Below are 24,537 nucleotides of genomic sequence, written 5' to 3' on the forward strand. Positions count from 1 at the left end.
GATGGTTTCCCATACTATATGTCTGATAAAGCAAAAAGTAATGGTCAATTGATTGACTTTTATAAAATATGCTGCTCACTATTCCATGCAGTAGAGGGTATGAATACTATGAGGAAAAGACCCCGGGGAGGGAGACTATGTTTGAAAAAATGTCTGTTCTGTTGCCTTATATGCCTGATTATGGGCCAAGGGACGCTGCTATGCAGTAGGTGAAAATTACTATCAGACGATGAAGCCCAAGATCGAGCTATGCATTGGAGTATCTATCGAGAAGGCGTTTAGTAGATCGCAAGGGACGAATTTAGCTGCAAAGAAGGCGACCAGAGATATATTCGTTATTGTAGACGGTGAGATCTTTTTAATCGAGCAATATTGATCGATGCAGCCAAGCTACTCAACCAGTATGCTTGGGTAATTCCGTTTCCCCATCAAGGGGTTTACGACCCTTGGAACAGCAAGGTGAAGCCGTATCAGTAATAATTGATGAGCACAGTTACCGGCGGTTCGGGCTTTCTCGAATCCCATGTTATCGAGTTGCTTCGCCAAAAGGGCTGCAGGCAGCTTATCATTCCGCGTAGCAGGGGATATCGACCTTAATCCGAATAGGAGGAAGGATATTGGATAGAAACAAAATAATTGTAAAACATCCTGAAATTGTCGGTGATAATACTTTAAAGTGTTCTTTCAGCTGTTCTAAGAAGCTGGAATCTTTTTTTAAAGAAAAAGTGCTGTGGGTTAAATTTAATAGGAAAATTAAAGGCGTACCTAAGAGTTTACTGGCCATTCCGTTGCTCTCCAATATCCTTCCTATTGCCTGGGCATCAGACGCCGATGTTCATGTGGAAGAGATCGACAGCCAATTTCTGCGTTCTGCTGAAATCGTAAGGAATTCGTTCCAGGCGTTATATCCTAAACTCAAATTCAGAGGAAAGATATATGCCAAGTCCATTGTTGAAACCCGAGGATATAATAAACAAAAGAGTGCAGCTTTATTCAGCGGGGGAGTAGATTCAATAACAACGTACATTCGAAAGAGACAAGAAGGGCCGGGTTTAATTACGGTTTGGGGGTCAGATATAGCACACACAAATGATAAATCATGGAAATTGGTTAAACAAAATAATCTGAATTTTGGTAAACAAAACAAGGTATCAAATCTTTTTTTACAAACCAATTTTAGATCAATGATAAATTATAAAAAGCTAATTAATAAATTTTCACTTAATTGGTGGGGGAATATTCAGCACGGCTATGCCTTATTAGGATTATGTGCTCCCATTTCATATATCGAGGGCATAAAGACACTCTACATCCCTTCGACTTATTCGAATAAACTTCCGGATTATCCCTGGGGCTCCCATCCATCTATTGACGTTAACGTCAAATGGGGTGAGACGTCGGTAGTACATGATGGATATGAATTAACAAGACAAGATAAGCTCAACGTCATTTCGGAATACATTCGATCAGAAGATCCCTCTTTACAAATCAGGGTGTGCTGGAAGAGCAGCGGGGGAAAGAACTGCAGCCATTGTGAAAAGTGCTCCAAAACCATGGTGGGATTGTATTTAGCAGGAGTCGATCCCAATCGGCATGGCTTCACGATGAACAAGCGGACACTGGACAATATAAAAGTAAAATTTCTGCAGAAGTGGAAATTCAGTAAAGGTGACAAATACCATTGGGAGTATATTCAAAAGTCCGTGTCACGGAATAAGTCGAATATTCCTCACGAATATGCCGAATTTTTTTCCTGGCTCGAAAAAGTAGACATTAGTAAAATTCCAGTAATTAAATGATACTAAAACCATCCATTGGTCAGCGGACGGTTTTCTCGATCATATCGTAGAGTGTATTGCGAGGCATAATCTTGCGAACTCATTGGTCACACTGCTTTACGTTTACGAAAAAGATAAAATAAATGGACCCGGGTTCCGGGTCCATTTATTGATGGCTATTTTATGATGTTGCGTGATTTACAAGTACGGGAAGCATCTTCAAGCCTTTTGTTGTCTCTGTTCCGCATAAAGGGCATTTCGGCTCATCATCAAATGCGAAGTTCATACGAATCCACCCATTGCAGCTGTTGCTGTTACATTGCCAAATCACGGTTTCTTCCTCAGTGGTTTGCTCTTTTTTCTTAAATGAGTTCAAAAAGAGGCCTCCTTTTCCAACGACGCTTAACTATGTATATGCTTAAGTGCTAACAATAATTCAGGTTGTCCATAGCCCAACGAGGCAAAATGTGGTAAATTATCGCTAATGTGAACAAATGGGGAGTGAGGACGATGGAACATTTTTTATTTAAACAGATGGCATTTGTAAGGAGCCAAACCTTAAAAACGATGGAGGGAGTCACAGAGGAAATCGCAGACCGGATCCCCGAAGGATTCCGAAATACGATACGCTGGAATTTGGGGCACATTTATGTTGTCCTGGAACGATTCTCCTTCCAATACATAGGACTTCCACAACACTTGCCCAATGGGTTTAATGAACAGTTTGAATACGGTACTTCACCTACAAAAAAACCGGATAACATTCCCGTACCGACCTTGCGGGAGCTAGAAATTCTGCTAGTAGGACAACAAGAGCGGATACGTAAGGTTTTGGGACATCGCTTGCAGGAGAAGATTGTTCCGCCTTATACTACCTCTTCTGGAATGACCCTGGAAACGCCGGAACAATTCCTCAGCTTCAGTTTATATCATGAGGGTATGCATTTGAGCGTCATTAAACTTTATAAAGCATTGTTATCCCGCTAACCACATGGAGGTTAACCATGGTTATTACTCCCACTATGAATTTTGAATTAATTGCAACCTTGAATAAACCTGCTCACGAATTGCACGTATCTTTATACCCCGATTATTTTAAACCATACAATTTCGAAGCTATGCGAGAATTCTTTAAGAAAGCAGTAACAAATGAAAAGTTTGTTTTTCTCCTCATTGAGGATGACGGTTTTCCGCTTGGTTATGCATGGATTGAAATGAAAACTTACTCAGAGAATGTTTTCACAAAACAGCGTAGAACTCTATTCGTACACCAAATAAGCATAATAGAGGAACGAAAAAGTAGAGGATATGGTTCACACTTAATGAATTACATTTATGAGCTGGCTAAAAGTGAAGGACTGGATGATGTAGAATTAGATTATTGGGTTGAAAATGAACATGCAAAAAACTTTTACAATAAGCAAGGTTTTGTGGCTTATAGAGAATTTGTTTATAAAAAAATCTAAAGCACGGTGATCTCGTTATGTAACTCGTTGAAGTAATGCAGTCACTACGCGATCCAAATCTCGAAATGAACCGAATTTGGATACAAAAAGGAATCTTCCCTACTTTGCCGAATTTAATGATTAATGACTCAGTTGAGTCTAGAATGCAGGGGGTGAAGACTTGAATTCGAAATTCAATAATCATAAATTCGTAGTTAGAAAACAGATCCTATCTCTAGTTGGGGCTAAAATCGATATTTTCGACGAGAATGAAGAGAAAATTTTGTTTTCGAAGATGAAAGCCTTCAAGCTGAAGGAAGACATCCGAATATACGGCGATGAAACAATGCAAGATTGTTTGATCACGATTCAAGCGCGAAGCGTCATTGATTTTTCCTCCATTTTTGATGTCATTGATGTCGAAACCGGGACCAAGATAGGTTCTTTACAGCGCAAAGGGATGAAGTCGATCTTCAAGGACGAATGGGCGATTTTGAACCCAAGTGAGTCGGAGATCGGATTAATTAAGGAAGATAACGTACTGCTTGCTCTTTTGCGAAGATTCCTGACGAATTTGATTCCTCAGCATTACAACGTGGAAATAAACGGGACCAAAGTCGCTGAGTACAAACAGAATTTCAACCCGTTCGTCCAAAAACTAAACCTCGATTTCTCCGCCGACCACAACGAAAAACTTGATCGCCGCTTGGGCATTGCCGCCGCGGTGCTACTGATCGCCGTCGAGGGCAATCAGGGTTAAAGTAGAATAGTAGATTTATAACAACGTCACCACGATGCATGGTGACGTTGTTTGCTTTAGTAGATCGTCTAATAACTGTAGTAACCAAGACAACTTCCACTCTAGTGAAAGCGACCTCCAATAGTTACGAAATAAGTCAAATACGTGTGATATTGTCTATGTCGAATCCGCTTACATAACCTTATAATTCTAGTTGTGACAAATTGTAGTCAGCTTTGAATTAGGAGGTGAATCAACGAAAGCAGCGTATCAGCGCTGCATCCGACAGCCTTGTAGAGCAGCGAGCGGGTGATCCGGCTCCATGCTGATCATGCCGGAATTAACAAGTACATGAAAAAGGAGTGAATTTGATGTTATCCAAGGTATCGAAAAAAGTCATTTCCACCACATTGATATTGGGTATGCTAATCACCATGAATGCCTCCATGGTCAGCGCCAAGATTGCGCTCCCTGGCCGTACGACTCCGCTGAACATTGATATGGTTCCCGGGCACACCCTGAACAAGAGCAATTATCTCAACGATATTGCCACACAAGGCACTGGCATTGATGTGACAACCGGTAAGGAGATCATTCCGATTGTTTGGGGTCCTTATCCTGCAACAGGTGCAGATCCCAATGAACCGGTCGGCGATGGCATGGATCTGTATAAGGATCCCGCCGTTTACACAGCACCCGGTACAAATAGCGCGTATGCGAATATGGGGATTATCGACGTAACGGCGGCGCCCTTTTATGCGCCAAACAACGGAATAGCGGATGCAACACAAGAAATCCAGGATGCCATCGAATTCGGAAAGAAGAACCAGATGGCGGTCTTCTTCCCAGCAGGAACCTACTTGGTATCCGACACCATTCTCATTCGGTCCGGCATTTCCCTGCGAACAGGAAATACTGTCAGCATAGTGGCTAATAAAAATGAAATGCCTACCGTGTTATTAGGTCCGAAAACCGGAGATAGAGCCCAGATTAAGCTGAAAAACAATAATCCGGGCTTCAACGCCACTACAGATCCTGCCCAGGCTACTACCGCTAAAGCCGTCATCCATTACTATCAACCAGATATCGAAAAAAGCGGTGACATAGTCACGATCAAGTACGGAGACAAACATGGCTCGGATATCGAAGGAAATATTATGATTGATAATATAGACATCGATACCGGTTACAACAATCCACGGGCGATCGGAATTGTCATGGCTTCGGCGCAAGGCGGGGTGCTGCAGGATGTATCGATCAATGCTCGCACCAGCTTGGCCGGGATCGTAGGCGGGTCGGGCAATGGCGGAAGCTGGACCAATCTGACCATTACCGGCGGAAAGTACGGCATCGACAGTAGAACGACGACCGTCTTGACTCAGTCCATGCACAATATTAAGCTGTCAGGCCAAACGGATGCAGCCTGGTTGGCCGGCGCCGGAGGAACAGCGGTGGTGACCGGCATGAAGATCACCGCCGGCTATAAGGGCCCTGCTATCGTCAGAACGAAAAAACCTCAACCTATGTTCGGCACGATTAATCTCATCGATTCTTCAATCGAATATACAGACCCGTATGTAACGGGTACGGATACATTCTACGCCATTGCAGGATCTGATGATAATACAACGCTTATTGACAGTGAATTTGCTAACGGAGGCATAAGCTCCTTTGCCATGCCAACACTGAAACCAAATCTTGTAGAAGGCTTGTATATGAATAACGTCTACTTCAAAAACGTGGGCAAAGTGTTGAAAACGACCGCAGGCACTGACCTGACGGCTAGCGCAAATAACTGGTACCGTTTCAGCGAGTATGCCACGAGCACTAATCAAACTTGGAATACTGGAACTAATACTATAACTTTCCAAACCGCCCCTTACATTAATAAAGCACAAACAGGGTCGAATACTTATAATCCAGGTGGAGCCGCAAGTACCGCGCCTCCTACGGATTTACATTCCAAGCATGGCTGGGCCGCAGGTGATTTTCCAAACTTCCAGACCACGGGGGCTGTCAATGTAAAGACTGTCGGCGCCGTAGGCGATGGAGTAACGGACGATACAACCGCGCTTCAGAACGCGATTAATGCCAACGAGTACGTATTTTTGCCCAAGGGCTATTACAAGATAAGTAAACCGTTGAATCTCCAAAAGAACACCAAGCTCTTCGGTGTAAGCCCGGCTTACTCCGTCATTATGGCGGATCTTTACGATATCTCAACCGCTACTACAGGAAAATGGAATAACGGCGTCGGTCCGGTACCGATGGTACGGACGGCGACTGATCCGGACGCGGATAACGTAATCAGCGATCTGACCGTCATGCCAACCCGTGAGCTTCCCGATAGCTACACTCCAGATATCCAACCGCTCTACGCCATTAAGTGGCAAGGTGGCGGCACCTCCAGAATGCGGGGTGTACAGATCGAGCCTTACCGTACCTACGGCTTCATCGGCTCTGGATCGACGGGTACCAACAACATGAAGCCTGCGACTTTTAAACATCCACTCTTGTATATTACCGGCAATGGCGGTGGCAAAATTTATAATATGTATGCCCAGCTATTTGATACAGACTTAGACCCTGCGATGAGACTGCTTGCCATCGAGAGTAAAACGGCAGACATCCCACTGTCTATTTATGCGACGAACTGGGAGTACATTAAGAGCGCTGCCGCCGTTGAAATCGATAACAGCAAGTATGTATCGATCTATGGAAGCAAGACCGAAGATAACACCACGTACATGGATATCAAGAACTCCGACCATATTAGGGTTTTCGGACATAGTGGAAGCGGCACCGCGCCTTACGATGGTGTCATTACTCCCGCTAAAACAGGTTATACACGGCCAACAGGTACAAATATTGATCCAGCAAAGAAGGGCAACTTATTTAAAATTACCAATACACCCAATGTGCTCATTGCCACTTTAACGGATCAGGTAACAGATGTCCCTGTTTGGAACCAGAACGATAAATTGTTTAAAAATCCGTACGACCTCTATTATCCGATCAAAGCGGACACAAGTGCTGTAGCATCCGATCATCGACCTATCATGTACAAGAATGGCAATCCTCTGGGTAGCCCGACCCCGTAAAGTGCTTACAGTTTTTTAGTATTGCCGACCTCGATTCTAAACAAGGCCAATAAGGCGGTTCCCTTCATGGGGCCGCCTTGCTTTCATTACATTACCCCAATAGGGTCTAACGCTTCCCGTTCTTTTGACAACTCCCGACTGGACATGTCAGCTTTACTTCGATTTCTAGCTCTTCTTTCCTTGATCGTTCGGGTCGTTGGATCGCGACGGGCTACTCTTAGGATTGTTTTTATCGGGCTTGGTTTTCGTGCTCATTTACAAGTTCACCTCCCAGATTATCCATAATGAGTATTTCCTAAAACCGTAATCCTTATTAGAATAATGGGTGATATCTGGAGGCCTGGTGTAGTAAGAGTCCAAAATATCCAAAATATAATTTTCATCTAAAGAACGCCTAATAAGCATAGGGTCAATACCCACGGAAGCTTCTCCTTGGTGTCGTTGAACGGGCAGCAGAATAACCGAATACTAGCTTTCATATGTTGGTGGTATGTTTACATTAGGAAGATTAAAAATGGTACCAAAATACGTAACCAGTATGTAGTATCAATCCGTTTATTTGAGGAGGATCAGGTGAAACGCTACCTAAAGACTATAACAAGTATTCTGTTGTTCGTAGTAATATTGCTTTATTTTACATGCCCAGATGAGGAAGATTATAAATTGTGGCTTGAAAAGGAGCACGCTATTTCGTGTGAGGTAGGAGGACCAAGTAAAATTATTATATGTAAACGAGGACAAGATGCTATAGAATGGGAAAGCAAACATGTTCGAACCCTCCCGTTCTACATCCAAGTAGAAGATACATACTCTGATGCCAACATGGTGTATACCGTTCGAACTACCGGTATTCTCAATCACTTCTTTGATAACTCAACGATTGTATATGAGTAGTTATTATTCTGATTCTCTGAACTACCTAGGAACGATAGCGCAATAACCCATGTACAGACCGCCGCGGCTGATGCTCCCTGAATGCTAATGGAGTAGAGCAAGAATGTGGTAAGGGGGGTAATGGTTAGGAGGAGCAAAATGAACGTAGCATCAAAAAGATATTGGGATAAATATTGGATATCTCAAGGTCATGAGAAACCGAAATCAGTCAGTGCGTGGAAATTCGGAGCTAATCCAGACCACTTGGCTCATTTAGTAATTGATGGTGTTAAATCAGCCACTTGTTCTGGACTCATTTTTTATGAAATCGAAAATGAGCCACTTCCGTCGACTGAAGATTATAGCATTATTTTAAATAGTAACGATGAACCCGTAGCGATAATTAAAACGGTAGATGTTAGAGTAATACCAATGAATGAGGTTCCAGAAGAATTCGCTGTTGCCGAAGGTGAAGGAGATAGAACATATCAATACTGGAATGAAAATCACGAAAAATTCTTTATTGAGGAGTTAAGTAAGTTAGGACTTACATTTTCTCAGGATATGATGTTGGTATGTGAGCGTTTTGAGTTAGTCGATGTTATTAACAGTGTTCTACCTCATTGAGTTGACTATGATTCCAGTTAAGGGCATTAACGGGATACGTTAGCTGAAGACGCTATATACATTTGCCCGGTCACACAGCACAAATCACATATATCGCCAAAATGAGAAAGAGGCATCTGCAGTGGTAGTAAGCCTTTTTTGATCATTATTCGTTATCTTATCATTACGCTAAATGGGAACGTTAGCGTAATAACCAGGGAGCAGCTGCCGCGGCGGTCTGCTCCCTGGTATCGTTGAAGTAACGGGCAGCATTCCTATTATGTAGAAATACGAGATTTGAGAAACAAAAAGACTCCTTGGTATGATGTTAATGGGTCCACGACGCTGGCGAGCTACCGGATCCAAAAACAAACCAAGGAGACTATAAGATGAATTCTACTCAAAATGAACGCATTAATCAAATTACTTCTTCAACCTTAGTTGTCGGAGTCGACATTGCAAAATTCAAACATGTGGCTCGAGCACAAGACAACCGTGGAGTCGAGTTCGGGAAATCCATCTCGTTTGAAAATAGCCGAGAAGGCTTTGAATTGTTCGTTAGCTGGTTCAAGAAGATTGCGACGGAGCAAGGGTTCCAGGACGTCATAGTCGGTATGGAGCCGACCGGCCACTACTGGCTGAACCTGGCCTATTTTCTAAGAGAAAAGCAAGTTACATGCGCTGTGGTTAATCCGCTGCACGTGAAGAAAAGCAAGGAGCTGGATGACAATTCGCCGACCAAGAATGACATCAAAGATGCCAAAGTTATAGCACAGCTCATCAAAGACGGAAGATACGCTGTACCCAATCTTCTCCAGGGCGTTTATGCCGAACTAAGGGAAGCAATGAAAATTCGCGATCATCTGTCGACTGACCTGCGTGTAGTGCAAGGCCGCGTTCATAATTGGCTGGATCGGTATTTTCCAGAGTTCCTTACCGTGTTTAAAGATTGGGAATGCAAGTCAGCACGTCAGATGCTCGCCCTTTGTTTGTTACCGCATGAGTTGGTTTCTCAGTCAGAGGAAGCCCTGTTAAGGCATCTAAGAGAGGTAGCCAAGCGAGGTCTTGGTCTAGAACGTATGAGGAGTTTGAAAGCAGCAGCAAGCCGATCCGTGGGCATACGAGAGGGTGCAGCGTTAGCGAAACTCGAGCTTAAGTTGTTATTGACGCAATACGAGCTGCTGATAAGCAAGTTTGAAGAGCTTGACGCAGAGCTTGATGGGCTCCTGAAGCAAATCCCTCATGTGAAGTCACTACTGGCCATTAAAGGAATTGGCCGGGACAGTATTGCTGGTTTCCTCGCCGAAGTTGGTGACATTGAGCGTTACCGGCATCCTAAGCAAATTATTAAGCTTGCGGGTTTGAATCTAAAAGAAAACACGTCAGGGAAACACAAGGGACAGACAAAGATCACGAAGCGCGGCCGAAAACGATTACGAGCACTGCTTTTCCGCGTCATGATGCCATTAGTGGCAAAGAATCGTGCATTTAAGGCGCTACACCAGTACTACACGAAACGGCCAGCCAATCCATTGAAAAAGATGCAGTCGCTCATTGCGCTATGCAGTAAGCTGATTCGAATACTCTTTAGTGTCCTGAAAAAGGGGCATCGATTTAGTGAGGATAAGATGTTGCAGGATATCCCTCGGTTCACAGAAGTGTCGTTAGCAGCTTAGATACAATCTTTTCATAGATGACGAACGCAGATAACGAAGTACAGACAACTGAAGCACGGATGAGTCGGAACAACACTAACATACGGACGAAGATCCTGTCGGGCAGCATATCCGACCTCCACCTCATGGACAGGTTGAATGAAGGAATGTGGGAGCGAAGACTCTGTGAGACATGGGAGGGTTGACCTCCATGAGGCGATGTGGAGATCCAAAGGTGCGACCATAAATCTCCAGAATGTCCACTTTTTAAAAACAGGTGGTCTGGGTGGATGTGTTTTTGCGCTTTCTTCTCCCCCATATATTACATCTTCTACAAACTTGTTCCATACAGTGCTTGTCTCGTACGAAAGAAAAACGTTCAGAATCTAAGAAAACAAGCGTATTTAAGAGGAAAACGATTCTCCATAGAGGGAGTTTACTGTAATAACGCATTTGAAAAACCGTAGGCCCTGTGCTATCATATATCCATCATAAAATGCGATGAAGAGAAAAAACTACGAAGGCTCTTATGTCCAGAGAGCAGAGGGAATGCTGAAACCTTTGCCATAATCCTTTGTAAGATGTCGTCTCGGAGCTTTTGATCGAAAGTCGAATGTGCAAGTCGATGAGTAGGCTCAAACGGAGTGGCACACGTTATCGTGCTGCAGGTAAGGGCTTCCTTACCTCATGAGGCCGGAATCGTAAGGTTCCCGGCAAATCAGGGTGGTACCACGAAAAGTTCCCCTTTCGTCCCTTTTGGTTTGACAGTTGCTTTCTGTCTGCCAAGGATGAAAGGGGTTATTTATTTTCACATATCGCAAAGTGATGAAGAGAAAAAACTACGAAGGCTCTTATGTCCAGAGAGCAGAGGGAATGCTGAAACCTTTGCCATAATCCTTTGTAAGATGTCGTCTCGGAGCTTTTGATCGAAAGTCGAATGTGCAAGTCGATGAGTAGGCTCAAACGGAGTGGCACACGTTATCGTGCTGCAGGTAAGGGCTTCCTTACCTCATGAGGCCGGAATCGTAAGGTTCCCGGCAAATCAGGGTGGTACCACGAAAAGTTCCCCTTTCGTCCCTTTTGGTTTGACAGTTGCTTTCTGTCTGCCAAGGATGAAAGGGGTTATTTATTTTATAGGAGGTAGTTAGAATGGAACAAGGCTCAATGTTCACCAACCAGTCAATTCAACAATCACAAGATTTGATAACTGGATCGGAGGTACTTTTACGATGCTTGTTAACGGAAGGTACAGAATGTGTATTTGGTTACCCGGGTGGAAATGTTCTTTATATCTATGATGCAATGGTGGGTAATCCCGACTTTAAACACATTCTAACTCGACACGAGCAGGGGGCAATCCACGCAGCGGACGGATATGCGCGGTCTACAGGTAAAGTAGGAGTATGCATCGCGACCTCTGGACCGGGTGCGACAAACTTAGTGACCGGAATTGCAACTGCCTTTATGGATTCTGTTCCGCTTGTTGTAATTACCGGTAATGTCCCGACAACGGTAATGGGCACTGATGCATTTCAGGAAGCAGACATTATTAGTATTACCATGCCAATAACAAAACACAGTTATTTGGTACGTGACGTAAATGACCTGCCACGCATCATCCATGAAGCATTTTATATTGCAAACACCGGAAGGAAAGGACCTGTATTAATTGACATCCCAAAGGATATATCAAATCAAAAAATGTTTTATCATCGAGACGACAATATAAACTTGCGTGGTTATGAAGCGGCACCGAGACCTAATCAATCGGCAATAGATCAGTTAATCGAAGCGATTGCAGAATCTGAGAAGCCGGTTATTATCGCCGGGGGTGGGGTGGTTTATTCCAATGCATCAAGCGAACTGCTGGAATTCGTAAATAAAACCCAGATTCCGGTGACCACGACATTGCTCGGATTGGGCGGTTTCCCCAGTGGTCACGACCTCTCGTTGGGGATGTTAGGCATGCATGGTACGTATACCGCCAATATGGCCGTTCAAAACGCCGATTTGATTATTTCGATTGGTTCACGGTTTGACGACCGAATTACAATGAATACTGCTGGATTTGCTCCTCATGCAAAACGAATCGCGCATATCGATATAGATCCTGCCGAAATTGGAAAGAACATCAAGACCGATATTGCCTGTGTCGGCGAAATTAAGGATGTCCTCGAGTACGCGAATATGAAAGCACAACCCTACAAATTAGGAAGTTGGATCAAAACTATTGAAGAGAATAAGTCGGCGTATCCATTGCGGTACACAAATTCCGAAAAGGAACTTAAACCGCAATTTGTTATCGAAATGATAAGTGAGACAACGGATGGAGAAGCGATTATTACCACTGACGTAGGTCAGCACCAAATGTGGGTTGCTCAATTTTACAAATTTAAACATCCACGCTCACTCATCAGTTCGGGAGGTCTCGGAACAATGGGATTCGGATTCCCGTCTGCAATAGGTGCGCAAACAGGAAATCCAAACCGTCTAGTTGTTTCAATCAACGGGGATGGAGGCATGCAGATGTGTGCCCAAGAGATGGCTATTTGCGCCATTCATAATATTCCTGTCAAGATTGTCGTGATTAACAACCAAGTACTTGGCATGGTTAGACAATGGCAGGAAATTATTTATAACAATCGTTTTAGCCAGATTGATCTTGCGGGAAGTCCCGACTTCGTAAAATTGGCTGAAGCATATGGCATAAAGGGGTTACGAGCAAGTACTAAAACAGAGGCGACGCGAATCTGGCAGGAGGCAATGGAGACACCCGGACCTGTACTTGTTGAGTTTAACGTACCGAAAGATGAAAATGTTTATCCAATGGTTCTCAGTGGGACCAATTTAGATGAAATCATACTGGGGGATTTCGAATGATTAAGAGATACACAATATCTATTCTGGTTAATGATCAACCCGGGGTTTTGCAACGGGTATCCAGTTTGTTTGGCCGCCGTGGTTTTAATATCGATAGCATTACGGTCGGGGGTAGTGAACAGACCGGATTATCGAAGATGATTATCGTTACTTCAGGGAATGATCGAATAATCGAACAGATTGAAAAGCAGCTAAACAAATTGATCGATGTTATCCAAGTATCCCATTTAAGTTCATACCCAATGGTGGAGAGAGAACTGGCCTTTATCAAAGTGAAGGCGGAGCCGTCTGAACGTCCCGAAATCCTTGGGGTTGTTGACGCTTTTCGTGCATCAGTAATTGACATTGGGTCAAGAAGTTTAATCATTCAAGTGGTTGGGGAATTTAACAAAATTGAAGCTATGGTTGAACTTGTACGGCCTTACGGGATCTTGGAGATGTGCCGAACGGGTACAACTGCAATGATTCGCGGGGATAACAACCAATAACCACAAATCTAAGTTTCGGTTATCTTATCCTGTAACATTAATACAACTAAAGATTAAGCTAACTGGGAACTTTAGTTTTAATCCTACACATCAAGAAGCTGCCGCGAAAGTGACCGGCAGCTTTATTAAGGTTAATGGGAGGATTATTGATACTTATACTTAGTAACTTGGTACAGTTTTGATATTAATATTAGAACGAATCCATCTAATATAAATCATTTTCTTGGTAGACTTATAACCTTATCATTAGTTCATCCAGAATAATCCAAGGGGTGAGAGGATGAGCGGTGGTTGGCACGATTCCTATTTAGGCAAACTTCGCAAAGTCATTGGTACACGAAAGATAATCGTAAACTCAGTAAGGGCAATCTTACTTGATGAAAAAGGACGTGCCTTGTTCATCAAACGTAGTGGCGATAAAAAATGGGGTATGCCTGCAGGAGCCATGGAACTAGATGAATCAGTATTTGATGCGATGAAGCGTGAAGTTAAAGAAGAAACAGGTCTTGACGTTCTAAAGGCTACATTAATTGCAATTTATTCTTCTCCAGTAACGCAAACATTTACAGATCGTTGGGGGAACGAACATCACATAATTGAATACCTATTTCGAGTGGATGAATGGACGGGGACGCTTGAAAAGGAGACAGATGAAAGCGTAGATGCTAAGTTTTACCCGTTAGATAACTTACCAGAATCATCAAGTGAGCTTTTTGAAAAACATCATAAAAGAGTATTTAAAGACCTTAGAATGTACAATGGGACATTAATATTGGAATAAAAATCGGCATTGCGCTAACGGAGAACGATAGCGCAATAACCCAGGTACAGATTACCGCGGCACCTGCTACCTGGTGTCGTCGAAGTAACGGGCAGATTTGCTAAACAATACATAGATGAGGCAGAATTCATTGATAACGATTAAGAACCATCAAGGTGAATATTTATTTAGAGTTGCAGGGGTATTACGTATTAAACTTATTGGATACGCTAATTGAATCCTAGTCTAAAACCTCCTACTAGAAGCAAACTAGAACTAATTGCTCTAATAGGAGGTTTTGGTTATGATGTTAAACGAACTTTGGCTTCTTTATGAAGCGGACAAGCGAATTCAAGGGTTTAGTCCAAATACATTAAAAGCATATGCTTGCAGCTCAAGATGCTGGTTACTGATCTCGGGGATATTGATATTTCTCAGATCACTCTGAATCTGCTAAAAGAATACCTAGCTAAGCAGTCCGAACGGTTGAAACCAAGTAGCTTAGGGCACCGCATTCGTTTTGTACGTTCCATATTCCGGTTTGCATATGAGGAAACCTATTTACCTACCAACCCTTCGCTCAAACTACGTGAGCCCAAAATGGATAAACGTATTCCTAAGTTTTTGGTGGAAGAAGATATCATTCATCTGAAGATCTCATGTCAAACACTTAGAGAAAGAGCGCTACTTGAGTTTCTCTACAGCACAGGCTGTCGTATTGGAGAAGTCGAGAAGTTAAACATTGAGGATCTGAATTGGGAGAACTGCTCTGCCATTGTAAATGGGAAGGGGTCAAAGCAGAGAGAAGTTTACTTCACCACTGAGTGTAAGGTATGGTTGAAGAAGTACTTAGCTAATCGTGAGGACTCGTGCAAAGCCCTATTTGTAACGGATACAAAACCAATTAAGCGCATGGCTATTCCAACACTCAGGTGGGCATTAAAACGGCTAGCAGATCGCGGAGAGATCGAGGCAAATGTATACCCCCATCGCTTTCGTCATACCTACGCTTGCCAACTCCTAGATAACGGAGCCCCGTTAGATTTTATTCAAGGTATGCTAGGACATGAAAAAGCATCCACCACACAGATATATGCTCAACTGCGTGGTGAACGCAGGAGAGAACTTTATCGTCGGTTCTTTTAGCGTCATTTTATTTTGGAGTAGCGGTGAAAGTTCAATTATTAAAAAGGAGACAGAGAGCTTGGTGAGAAAATTGACGCCTAAACAACAAAAACGACAGCAAGAGAGTGAAATTATCGACGAGTATCACAAATTGATAACTGAAGAAGCACTGGAACCATTATACCAATCTTTTTTGGAATGGAAATCAGGGTCATTGCCGTATTTCGAACTAACTGAGTTAATCCATCAATTCCATAAGAAGAATCAGGAGATCTACAAAGATTTTTCATACACCGAGCACAAAGAACTCCTTCTGCTAGCTAAGATGAAGTTGGGCCGCTTAACGGAAGAAGATATTATCGATAACAAGTGGTTATTGAAACGTTGGGGGTATGAGGATAGAACATAAGCCACAGCATGACCTCCGTTGGCCATAAGCGCTAATACGTGAATAGATATCGGTGGTCTGCTTCCTTGGTTTCATTATGTCAAAGGGCAGTCATAGTTCAATGGTATGATTATACTCAGTTATCGTTGGAAAAAGGGGTTTGTTAATGATCAATTTTCTATATCATTATTTTGACCAATCGACTGGTCCATTCAGAAATTTATCTGATTTAGAACCAGAGGTAGCAGAGCATGTTCTTGACGAGATCCGAATTCAGAAGAAAGGATTTGCAAGTAGAAGATCCAAGGACTATCTTTCAATTCGACGAAGTCTTGAACTTAAGGCGAGAGAGTTATTTATATTAAAGGGAGGAAAGCCTATTCGAAGGTTTCCTCATTATATGACAGTTGGCGAATGTCCGTGGCTCTTAGACTGGTTCGAGAAAGGTGAGATGCTTCGTATCCCCACTACTGAATTCGATCCTCACACCATAAGTTTTACCTACGGAGACTTGTTTCCCACGATGAGATACCAGGACGGAAAGATATATCGGAATCAGGTATACACGTTAAATGAGATTTATCAAGTAATAAGAGAATTTGGATTACCACAGGAATGGAATTGCGAAGGAAAAAAAGGACCGGAGCGGTACATAGAAGTGCAGGTTTGGGATGATAAACCAATAACTGCATGGTTGTTGCATTAACGAAGAACTATTCGCTTAATCCAAATAGCAACAAACGGCTGCCGCATAAATAGGCCGCCGCGTTAAGCTAAAGGGCAGAATAGTTCAATAGAATGATAAAACTTATGAAAGAGTTAGACTCGGAATCTTCGGGCCTTTGTTGTTCCTGACTAGGCAACGAGAATGATGGCAAATTCTCATCGAAGTTATTGGGAAATGTACCGAAACATAAATAATGTCCTCAACCTATCCTACCAGTCTAACGACTTCCTAAGTGTTGACATAAAAACTCATCATATGTTAGCATTGTTTTAACTGATACGAACGGAGGGGTTACGTGTGTTAAACTAATTCTTCGTTATTCTTTGCACAATGAATAAAATAGTGGTTTAAGGCTATTTTGTGTGCATAGTAATCGAAGAATAGTTTGCCTTCACGGTAACCTACTTTAGTTATATGCGATTGGGGACAGGGTAACTCTATCCTGATGTCGCATAGACTGGATTTGAAGAAGAAGCTTTTTGTGAGCTTATTGCCTTCTTTCTCAAATTCTTCTCGATTACTGTATGCACAGGCCAATAGCCTGTGTTTTTTATTTTGAATACAAGCATTGGGGGAATTGAAATGAATGAACGATTAATAAAAGTAGATGGAATTGAAATATGTACCGACAGTTTCGGAGAACCAGTTAACCCAGCAATTTTGCTGATTATGGGTGCCCAATCCTCATTGATTTGGTGGGAAGAAGAATTTTGCCAGCGTATTGCAGATGCAGGGCGTTTTGTCATTCGCTATGATAACCGCGATGTGGGACGTTCAACAACTTACGAACCTGGTCAACCAGGTTATACTTTCGAGGATATGGCAGATGATGCCGTTCGAGTATTGGATGCTTATAAGATTGAGCAAGCGCATATCGTAGGCATGTCCATGGGTGGTATGTTGACTCAAATGATAGCTCTGCGGCATCCGGAGAGAGTTCTAACCATTACCCTCCTATCAACGTCCAATTTTGCTCCGCATCTTCCACCGATGGAGGAAAAGATTATGGATTTTTTCTCGAACATGGGGGTTATAGATTGGAATAACGAACAATCGGTAGTCGATTTTGCTATTGATAGATCAAGAATCCTAGTAGGATCAAAGCATCTTTTTAATGAGAAAAAAGTTGGTATTTTGGCTAAAAAAGAATTTGCAAGAAGTACCAATATGGCCAGTATGAGTAATCACGTCTTGGTGACAGGTGGTGAGTCCTATCTGTCTGAGACGGCTAAAATCAAGGTGCCTGCGCTAATTATACACGGAACTGAAGATCCCATTATCCCGCATGAACATGGGAAAAATCTGGCTAACGAAATCCCAAATGCGGTTTTACTGTCATTAGAAGGTACTGGGCATGAGCTTCATTATGACGACTGGGATTTGATAATCGATTTTATTTCAAAGCACACTGCAATACCAAATTAGTTCAGCTAACGGGAGACGATAGCGTTATAACCAGGGAGCAGTTTGCCGCGGCAGCTGTATTGCTACTTATTGGTTGCAATTCTTTTGGTGCCAAATGCTCGTGTGGCGAACCAGTTGAACTGAAACAGGAAAGCTCCAAGGACTCAAAGAATGTACAATAAAATGGATAAACCTAATGAGTACGATAGCGCGGCGATAGAACCGATCCACCACTAATTTGTGATTGCAAATTGCCGCTCAACGGGCAGGATTGCTGCATAGAATTTACTACAACGATATGGAAGAAGTCGGGGAGAAGGGTGGATAATGAATTCGACTCCGTTGAATTTGTCACTAAAGGCCATGTCTAAGATAAATCTCGGACATGGCCTTCTTGTCACTTTAATTGTGCATCCAAGAACTCCAGCCGGTTAATTATCCAAGGAAACGAATAGATTCTTTTGTTTTCCTGGCAAATTCGATTGGGTTCATGATCGCTTCCCAGTGGATGTACATAATCCGCGGGCTTTCATTCAGCCAGTGATTGTGAAGAGCGGTTACCTTAATGCCACGCCGCTGCAGATTGCGGATTAACCGGTTGGCCTGATTCTGAAGAGCGGCTGTTTCCCCTAAGCAAAGTGCACGTCCCGACCGGTCCAGGGATTCAAAAGAAAACAGCTGATGCCGCACCAGAGGCGATGTTGTACGTCTGCCCAAAATGGTTGCTCTTAGCCTTGTTCCTCGATTAACAAAACAAACGCGTCCAGGTTCAATTTCGTGGGTACCACCTAAGATTCTGGCAAACTGGTTACACATTCTTTGAAACTCTGTGCTTACTTTTACCGGCATGGAAAAGCCTCCTTTTGGTTTTGTTTCCAGTGTATTCCAAACCAAATGAGGCTGATTGGACTATGCCCTAAGAATGTACCCATACTTAAACGGAGCAATCTTAAATAAAGAAACCTCTTCTTAGCCGTTGAAGAGGCTTCTTTACACATCGTTGTATCTGTAAACTCCATTACACGTTAACGGGAAACGTTAGTTCAGAGCCACCAGGAGTAGTTTGCCGCCGCGGCAGCTGCTCCTTTGCTTGTTGAAGTAACGGGAGGATAGTTGGGACAGCTTAGCTTGGAGCAGAGATGTGGAACATCTTCTCCAATTAATCGAGAGTTACTGCCGACCTATCTTCCCCATAATGTTCACTCATATGCTTGACATGGGCCCTTCCCCAGGTACTGATAGGTTTCGCGGGGGATAAAGGTAAGCCTCCAGAATAGCGAGTAATCCAATGTAACAAAAAAAACAGACCCGTCCGCCACATGGAACGATCTGTTTTTTGTTGCCGTCTTAATTCTTGCGAAGAAACCCCGCACTTACTTAACATTCGCAATCATTTTGCGGTTAGGAGAAAGTGGCGGTTGCTCTAGCCACTTATTTTTTGTCATTAAATCGAACCAATCTTTTGTGACCGCTAAGTTTTTTAATATGATTCTTTCATACTGCGCCGCAAGATCTATTCGCATGGCGGATGCAAGGCCTACTCCATGATAAGCTTGTGATGCTTGCATCAAAAATCCAACATGGTACAGCATTAACTTATCCGAAAAAGGAGAATCGTTCGAAATTGTCACTTCTGTCTCCCAAGACGTTGGGACAGGCAGATTATCTTCCCTTAGAATGTTACCCAATGCTTGAATTTGGTCATCCGTGGTATCTTGTGTTGATGTAAGGAATTTTCTAACTTCTTCATCTTGTGTAATTTGGCTAAAGGCGATAGTAATTGTCTTTTCCAGTATTTTCTTCTTTAGGTTCAAAGAAAGACTGAGAATCTCCGTAGCGGCTAAAGATCGGTTATTACCAAAAAGGCCACCTAAAAAATTTTTTCCCGTTACATATTCAGGACTTTCTTCAGGATAAAAGTAAGGGTCTCTTTGGAATAGCCCCTTTTCTAATAATAATTCGATGGTTTTATCGTACATCTCCTTCCCAGCATTATCACAATCACCATAAAAACGGCGCAGATCCTTTCTCACTGAACCAGAAAGTGATGTGATATGCCCCAATAGACCATGAAGCGTCATTACATGTAAATAATGTAAGCAGAAGGTATCTGAAAACAGTCTTTTAGCACCTTGATGGAGGTCCGATTCGGCGGTGAATCCAATCGGGACGTGAAAACCTTCGTTTTCAAAGAACTTTGTTATTTGCTGTTTTTGGTTTTCGAAGGTCTTTATTGCATCTTCAAAAAGGGTTTTTATTTTTTCATCTTCCACAATGCTTACCATGTACTGATTTATAACATGAACCGCCGTTCCGTTTACATACTCTCCCCACAATGTCCCAATTTCGGAAGAAGCCAGTTTAAAATTATCCATTGTAACTCCCCTTAAAATGATTTAATTTAATATTATTATTTGGAAAATCAAGCCGTTTTATCCTCCTGAGTGGATGTTTTCAATTATCATGAGGCCGCCGCGGGATCGATGCGGCCTATTAAGCTAAAGGGCAGATTACGATAAGAATCACTGCAAACTATATGGTAATATTGAGGGTGTTGCAAAATGAATATCGGTTCGAAGGGACAGAAAAATGTTGAATTATCTTATTAATGGACTGGAATTAAATCTTCCTACAAATATGGAGCTAGTAATTACAAACGGAGAACAAGTTTAACGCTAAATTTCCGAGTGATTACAAGGATTTTATTGTTCAATATAATGGCGCGGTAGGGACTGTAGGAAACGCGTATCTACATCTATGGCCAATAGATGAGTTAGTGGAATTAAACGAAGACTATGCCGTTAAGGAGTTTGCTGATTGGTTAGTTATTTTCGGTTCCGATGGTGGAGGTACAGCATATGCGTTTGATACGAGGTATAAGTAAACAACAATTGTTGAAGTCCCATTTATAGGTATGGACTTAGATGAAATAACAAAGTGCTCTGAGACATTTAATGGTTTTCTAAAATACTTGGCTTCCTTATCCGATTCAACTAACGGCGAACGATAGTTGAACCGAACAAAAGAGCGGATTGTGGAGCAACTGCCCCTTTTTTTGATGCAATAAAGAAGCAACCAGACAATGTTTAAATCTGGTATAGTCATAGGGCTCGCGCTATTTGGTAGTAGTGCTGCACAAGGGTAATATACGGGCTTCGCAAGATCATAAAACAACTTTTAAGATAGCTTGTGTTTATAATTTTTTAAATGGAGGGATGGAGTCAATGACACAGCTTTACCTAATAAGACATGGCGAGTCTTGTATTGTAAATGATGGAATCGTTAACGATTATGGATTAACAGAGACGGGAGTGGCTCAGGCTATAAAGCTGAGGGATCGGTTAGTTAGATCAGGGGAAATCCAAGCTGATATTTGGATAGCTAGCTCATTTCTTCGAGCGAAGCAGACAGCAGAGATACTAGCCGAGGGATTAGATGTCACTATTGTTCCGGATGATGAATTTCAAGAGATGCGGCCTGGTCAAGCACTCGGCATGACTAAGGAGAGTCTGGATGAACTACTGACCTTACATAACCCTAAGCGAAACCCGTTTGCTTTGATAGCCCCCGGAGCTGAGAATTGGCCACAATTTGTTTTGCGGGTAGGTACAGCCCTTAACCGGATATGTCTTCAATACGAGGGAAAGACCATTGCGATCGTCTGTCACGGGGGAGTGATCGATTGCTCGTTCCAGTATTTTTTCGGATTAAACACCTTTGAGATGCCGAAGGTGGGATTTCAAACAAACCATACGTCCATTACGCACTGGTCGCAACACGAAGACAAAACTTGGTCACTTATAAAGTATAATGATGCCCGGCACTTGGAAGCGTATTGAATGGCAAATTAACTAAATCCAATTCAAACGATGGTCTAAACGTGGCACTGGAGATTGTAATCTTACAATGAGCTGGATTGAGATTTAATTAATCGTTGAGCTCCCTCGATACGATTTGATTTTCTCACGTAAGCTCGTCTATTCGCAGGATTTCATCCCCTCTAAGCGTCGATTGGAGGAAGCAGAGAGTAGGGATTGCTAAAGATCGGGATTTGTAGGCGTGCGGGAACAGAGGTGGAGGCATCCTCACCCAATTCATTCCATATGCTGCACGCATATCTCCACGGTGCCCTTAGAGATTTTCGCTCCCATATCTCAACGGGTCGTAGCCCTTTCATTCCTTCGTCACATCTATCCAAGGGGTGGAGGTCGGTCTTTCTAACGGAACGGGTCATAGCCCTTTTGCGTAACGTATCCCGATACTCCGTGCTTTCTTTGAATCCTGCGAATACACCAAATTACGTAAATAATTGTTTTAGGCAGCCAAAGCAAAGATTTCGTTTGGATTGTAAGCTTGCTCACTACGTGCCAAACCGACTAAAAGTCGAGCGAGCTTTCCGCATAACTTCATGATGGACTTCATCTTTTTAAGCTTTTTGACTTGAACGTTATGATGGTGTAGAGCCCTGAATTCTTTGTTGGTCATAACCAAACAACTCGTCATTAGATAGATAAAATGTCGGAGACGTGGCCGACCTCGTTTACTCAATGTCATTTGGCCTTTCCATTTTCCTGAGCTGGCTTCAGTCAGATTAAGGCCTGCATGCCGAAGTAACTCGTTTCCGTGCGTGTAACCGCTTAGATCACCTGATTCCCCCAGGATACCGGCTAGAGCAGTAGCGCTAATGCCTGTAATGGCGAGGAGTTTACCTGCGTAAGGGATACGCGCCAGAGCGCCTTTGACCTCATCTTCGATTCTCTGAAGCTGGGTAGTAGCTAAGTCATACTCCTGAAGCAGATGCTCAAGGTGAAGTTTATAAGCATGTGTCGCCTGAGTAGAGCCTACAGTTCGCTTAGCAAGTTCAATAAGCAGCTTAGCTCTGCGAACACCAGAGTGTCGTTTCATCGAGGATTTCCATGCCGCAATTACGTCAGCGGGTTCTAACTTGCATAGGTCTGAGGGAAGTGGAAACAATCTCAGAGTTAATATTGCCCCTTTGCAAGTTAAAACTTTAAAGACTTGTCGCAACTCTGGGAACACAATAAAGCGGGATGGATGTAAACCTCCATTTTTCATCTCGTCATTACGCTATCGGCGAACGATAGTTTAATCATTACACATCAAGAAGCTGCCGCGCGAATGAACGGCAGCTTTATTGCGTTAACCGGTAGGTTGCTGGGTATTATTTGCTGAAATTAAAAATAATGAAATATATTCTGCGGGGGTGCGTGAATTGAGTGAAAATGAGCATTGGCATCGACATTTAGGTGCATATGGGATTTGTTTGAATGATGAAAAACTATTAGTTATTCAAAAGGGAAGTGGCCCATACTTCGGTCGATATGACCTACCTGGAGGAACGGTTGAAGCAAATGAATTTTTAGCAGTGGCTGTGCAAAGGGAATTCCTTGAGGAAACTGGAATAACCGTAAAAGTTAAAGAAAATGTTGGCGTTTGTGATTATTTGATTCCTTATGAACTACCCAAAAGGGGCACTTCTCATATTCATCATATTGCCATGTTTTATTTGGTTCAAATAATCGGTGGTACTCCTACACAGACGCCTAAAAAGTTTGAACGGCAGGATTCACTTGGTGCATTATGGCTACCGATAAAAGAAATAACTGCTGACAATTCTTCTCCACTCGTTCTTCAGGCGATTCAATGGCTGCAAACGAAAAAACTATCCTTAGAATTCCAGCGATTGGATACTTGGGTGGTGTTAAAGTAGAAGCCATTACGACTGGGAACGTTGGTGGAATAACCAGGGAGCAGACCGCCGCGGCAGCTGCTTGGTGGCAGGATAATTGAATTCCTTTGAGGAATACATATTGGGTAAATTGGGTCTACACGAGGATTGAATAATAATCAGCGGGGAAGAGTCTATCTAATGAAATTTTTTAAGAAAAGCACTAATAGTTTTATCTGTTCTTGCTGTGGGAAGAAGCATGATGGACTTCCAATGAGCTATGGGTTCAATGCTCCATATTATTGGAATCAAACAATGCCAGAAGAAAGAGAAGCAAGGTTTAAGTTTAGACATGATTCTGAGTTATGTGTTATGGACGATGAGTATTTCTATATACGTGGTAATATTGAAATACCTGTAATTGATAATAAAAGGAATTTCATCTGGGATGTCTGGGTTTCTCTGAGTAAAGAAAACTTTGAAAGAACAGTGTCGTACTGGAATATATGGGGAAGACAAAAGAAGTTAGAACCAATGTTTGGTTGGTTATCAACTTCAATCACATCTTACTCAGAAGAAACGTTGAATTTAAAAACGATGATACATACTCGCAAACTAGGGATTAGACCATTAATTGAATTAGAACCAACGTCACATCCACTAGCAATTGAACAAAAAGACGGCATTACAATGCGAAGGGTTCAAGAAATAGCCGAAGGTATTCTTCATATGAATGATTAGGTGATTGAGTTAACGGCGAACGTTGGTTCAACTACCGGATGCTGGATCCAGAAATCAATGGAATAGAAAACAAGAGCATATCAAAGAAACAATAAGCTCGTCCTGCCTGGATTTCGAGCTTATTTTTTCAGTGTTTCA

At 42.6% G+C, this 24,537-nt stretch carries 20 protein-coding genes, 2 pseudogenes and 1 other annotated feature; of the genes and pseudogenes, 18 read left to right on the top strand and 4 right to left on the bottom strand.

Translation table 11 applies throughout. The features are described 5' to 3' along the window. The first annotated feature begins 617 nt into the window (after nt 1–617). Entirely contained in the window at nt 618–1,799 is a 1,182-nt protein-coding gene (locus tag RAC89_RS19630; RefSeq protein ID WP_306615392.1) for a hypothetical protein, read from the top strand. A gap of 160 nt (nt 1,800–1,959) precedes the next feature. Here the strand turns inward: RAC89_RS19630 and RAC89_RS19635 are convergent, their stop codons facing one another. Further along, entirely contained in the window at nt 1,960–2,154 is a 195-nt protein-coding gene (locus RAC89_RS19635) for a cold-inducible protein YdjO-related protein (RefSeq protein WP_284638270.1), read from the bottom strand. A 134-nt stretch (nt 2,155–2,288) separates the two neighbouring features. Here RAC89_RS19635 and RAC89_RS19640 point away from each other — a divergent pair, with 134 nt between their 5' ends. The 13 genes from RAC89_RS19640 to mle all read left to right on the top strand — a co-directional run bounded on the left by RAC89_RS19640 (nt 2,289) and on the right by mle (nt 17,990). Next, nucleotides 2,289–2,765 carry a DinB family protein gene (locus tag RAC89_RS19640; RefSeq protein ID WP_306615393.1) on the top strand — a complete coding sequence of 159 codons (477 nt, stop codon included), beginning with the start codon at nt 2,289–2,291 and terminating at the stop codon, nt 2,763–2,765. 17 nt (nt 2,766–2,782) lie between these two features. Beyond that, the gene (locus RAC89_RS19645; protein WP_306615394.1) at nt 2,783–3,244 is read left to right on the top strand and encodes a GNAT family N-acetyltransferase; all 462 of its coding nucleotides are present in this window, start codon (nt 2,783–2,785) and stop codon (nt 3,242–3,244) included. Between the two features lie 160 nt (nt 3,245–3,404). After that, complete coding sequence (locus tag RAC89_RS19650) at nt 3,405–3,983, top strand: LURP-one-related family protein (RefSeq protein WP_306615395.1); 579 nt, start codon at nt 3,405–3,407, stop codon at nt 3,981–3,983. A 350-nt stretch (nt 3,984–4,333) separates the two neighbouring features. Then, the gene (locus RAC89_RS19655) at nt 4,334–7,063 is read left to right on the top strand and encodes a glycosyl hydrolase family 28-related protein (RefSeq protein WP_306615396.1); all 2,730 of its coding nucleotides are present in this window, start codon (nt 4,334–4,336) and stop codon (nt 7,061–7,063) included. Nucleotides 7,064–8,095: 1,032 nt separating this feature from the next. Beyond that, nucleotides 8,096–8,563 carry an ASCH domain-containing protein gene (locus RAC89_RS19660; RefSeq protein ID WP_306615397.1) on the top strand — a complete coding sequence of 156 codons (468 nt, stop codon included), beginning with the start codon at nt 8,096–8,098 and terminating at the stop codon, nt 8,561–8,563. A 368-nt stretch (nt 8,564–8,931) separates the two neighbouring features. Further along, entirely contained in the window at nt 8,932–10,218 is a 1,287-nt protein-coding gene (locus RAC89_RS19665; protein ID WP_306615398.1) for an IS110 family RNA-guided transposase, read from the top strand. A gap of 471 nt (nt 10,219–10,689) precedes the next feature. Continuing rightward, nucleotides 10,690–10,955, top strand: a binding site (T-box leader). A gap of 391 nt (nt 10,956–11,346) precedes the next feature. After that, on the top strand, nt 11,347–13,077 hold the full coding sequence (gene ilvB, locus RAC89_RS19670; RefSeq protein WP_306615399.1) for a biosynthetic-type acetolactate synthase large subunit: 1,731 nt from the start codon (nt 11,347–11,349) through the stop codon (nt 13,075–13,077). Then, nucleotides 13,074–13,565 (top strand): acetolactate synthase small subunit, encoded by a 492-nt coding sequence (gene ilvN / locus RAC89_RS19675; RefSeq protein WP_306615400.1) that lies wholly within the window; start codon nt 13,074–13,076, stop codon nt 13,563–13,565. Before ilvB ends, ilvN begins: the two co-directional genes overlap by 4 nt. Nucleotides 13,566–13,845: 280 nt before the next feature. Next, complete coding sequence (locus tag RAC89_RS19680) at nt 13,846–14,346, top strand: NUDIX domain-containing protein (RefSeq protein WP_306615401.1); 501 nt, start codon at nt 13,846–13,848, stop codon at nt 14,344–14,346. Nucleotides 14,347–14,712: 366 nt separating this feature from the next. After that, nucleotides 14,713–15,471, top strand: coding sequence for a tyrosine-type recombinase/integrase (locus RAC89_RS19685; protein WP_306615402.1), 759 nt, complete (start codon nt 14,713–14,715; stop codon nt 15,469–15,471). Between the two features lie 58 nt (nt 15,472–15,529). Beyond that, nucleotides 15,530–15,859 carry a hypothetical protein gene (locus RAC89_RS19690; protein WP_306615403.1) on the top strand — a complete coding sequence of 110 codons (330 nt, stop codon included), beginning with the start codon at nt 15,530–15,532 and terminating at the stop codon, nt 15,857–15,859. A gap of 145 nt (nt 15,860–16,004) precedes the next feature. Then, entirely contained in the window at nt 16,005–16,544 is a 540-nt protein-coding gene (locus RAC89_RS19695) for a hypothetical protein (protein ID WP_306615404.1), read from the top strand. Nucleotides 16,545–17,147: 603 nt separating this feature from the next. Continuing rightward, nucleotides 17,148–17,990 carry an alpha/beta fold macrolide esterase gene (gene mle / locus RAC89_RS19700; protein WP_306615405.1) on the top strand — a complete coding sequence of 281 codons (843 nt, stop codon included), beginning with the start codon at nt 17,148–17,150 and terminating at the stop codon, nt 17,988–17,990. A 414-nt stretch (nt 17,991–18,404) separates the two neighbouring features. On the opposite strand, the gene RAC89_RS19705 is transcribed toward mle, so the two are convergent. Together RAC89_RS19705 and RAC89_RS19710 are read right to left on the bottom strand one after the other, a co-directional pair. Next, on the bottom strand, nt 18,405–18,818 hold the full coding sequence (locus RAC89_RS19705; RefSeq protein ID WP_306615406.1) for a DUF1259 domain-containing protein: 414 nt from the start codon (nt 18,816–18,818) through the stop codon (nt 18,405–18,407). 524 nt (nt 18,819–19,342) lie between these two features. Continuing rightward, nucleotides 19,343–20,344, bottom strand: a complete 1,002-nt coding sequence (locus RAC89_RS19710; RefSeq protein WP_306615407.1) for a DUF3231 family protein — start codon at nt 20,342–20,344, stop codon at nt 19,343–19,345. Nucleotides 20,345–20,637: 293 nt separating this feature from the next. On the opposite strand from RAC89_RS19710, the pseudogene RAC89_RS31740 reads away from it, so the two are divergent. Next, nucleotides 20,638–20,853 (top strand): annotated as a pseudogene (locus RAC89_RS31740) (SMI1/KNR4 family protein); the annotation flags it as partial. Between the two features lie 340 nt (nt 20,854–21,193). Then, complete coding sequence (locus RAC89_RS19715) at nt 21,194–21,808, top strand: histidine phosphatase family protein (protein ID WP_306615408.1); 615 nt, start codon at nt 21,194–21,196, stop codon at nt 21,806–21,808. A 475-nt stretch (nt 21,809–22,283) separates the two neighbouring features. On the opposite strand, the pseudogene RAC89_RS19720 reads toward RAC89_RS19715, so the two are convergent. After that, nucleotides 22,284–23,012 (bottom strand): annotated as a pseudogene (locus tag RAC89_RS19720) (transposase); the annotation flags it as partial. 190 nt (nt 23,013–23,202) lie between these two features. Between RAC89_RS19720 and RAC89_RS19725 the strand changes: the two are divergent. Both RAC89_RS19725 and RAC89_RS19730 read left to right on the top strand, forming a co-directional pair. Beyond that, complete coding sequence (locus RAC89_RS19725; protein WP_306615409.1) at nt 23,203–23,700, top strand: NUDIX hydrolase; 498 nt, start codon at nt 23,203–23,205, stop codon at nt 23,698–23,700. Nucleotides 23,701–23,859: 159 nt separating this feature from the next. After that, nucleotides 23,860–24,399 carry a DUF2199 domain-containing protein gene (locus RAC89_RS19730; protein WP_306615410.1) on the top strand — a complete coding sequence of 180 codons (540 nt, stop codon included), beginning with the start codon at nt 23,860–23,862 and terminating at the stop codon, nt 24,397–24,399. Nucleotides 24,400–24,537 lie beyond the last annotated feature (138 nt).

Origin of the sequence: Paenibacillus sp. GD4 (genome assembly GCF_030846225.1) — a bacterium.
Taxonomy (GTDB): domain Bacteria; phylum Bacillota; class Bacilli; order Paenibacillales; family NBRC-103111; genus Paenibacillus_G; species Paenibacillus_G silviterrae.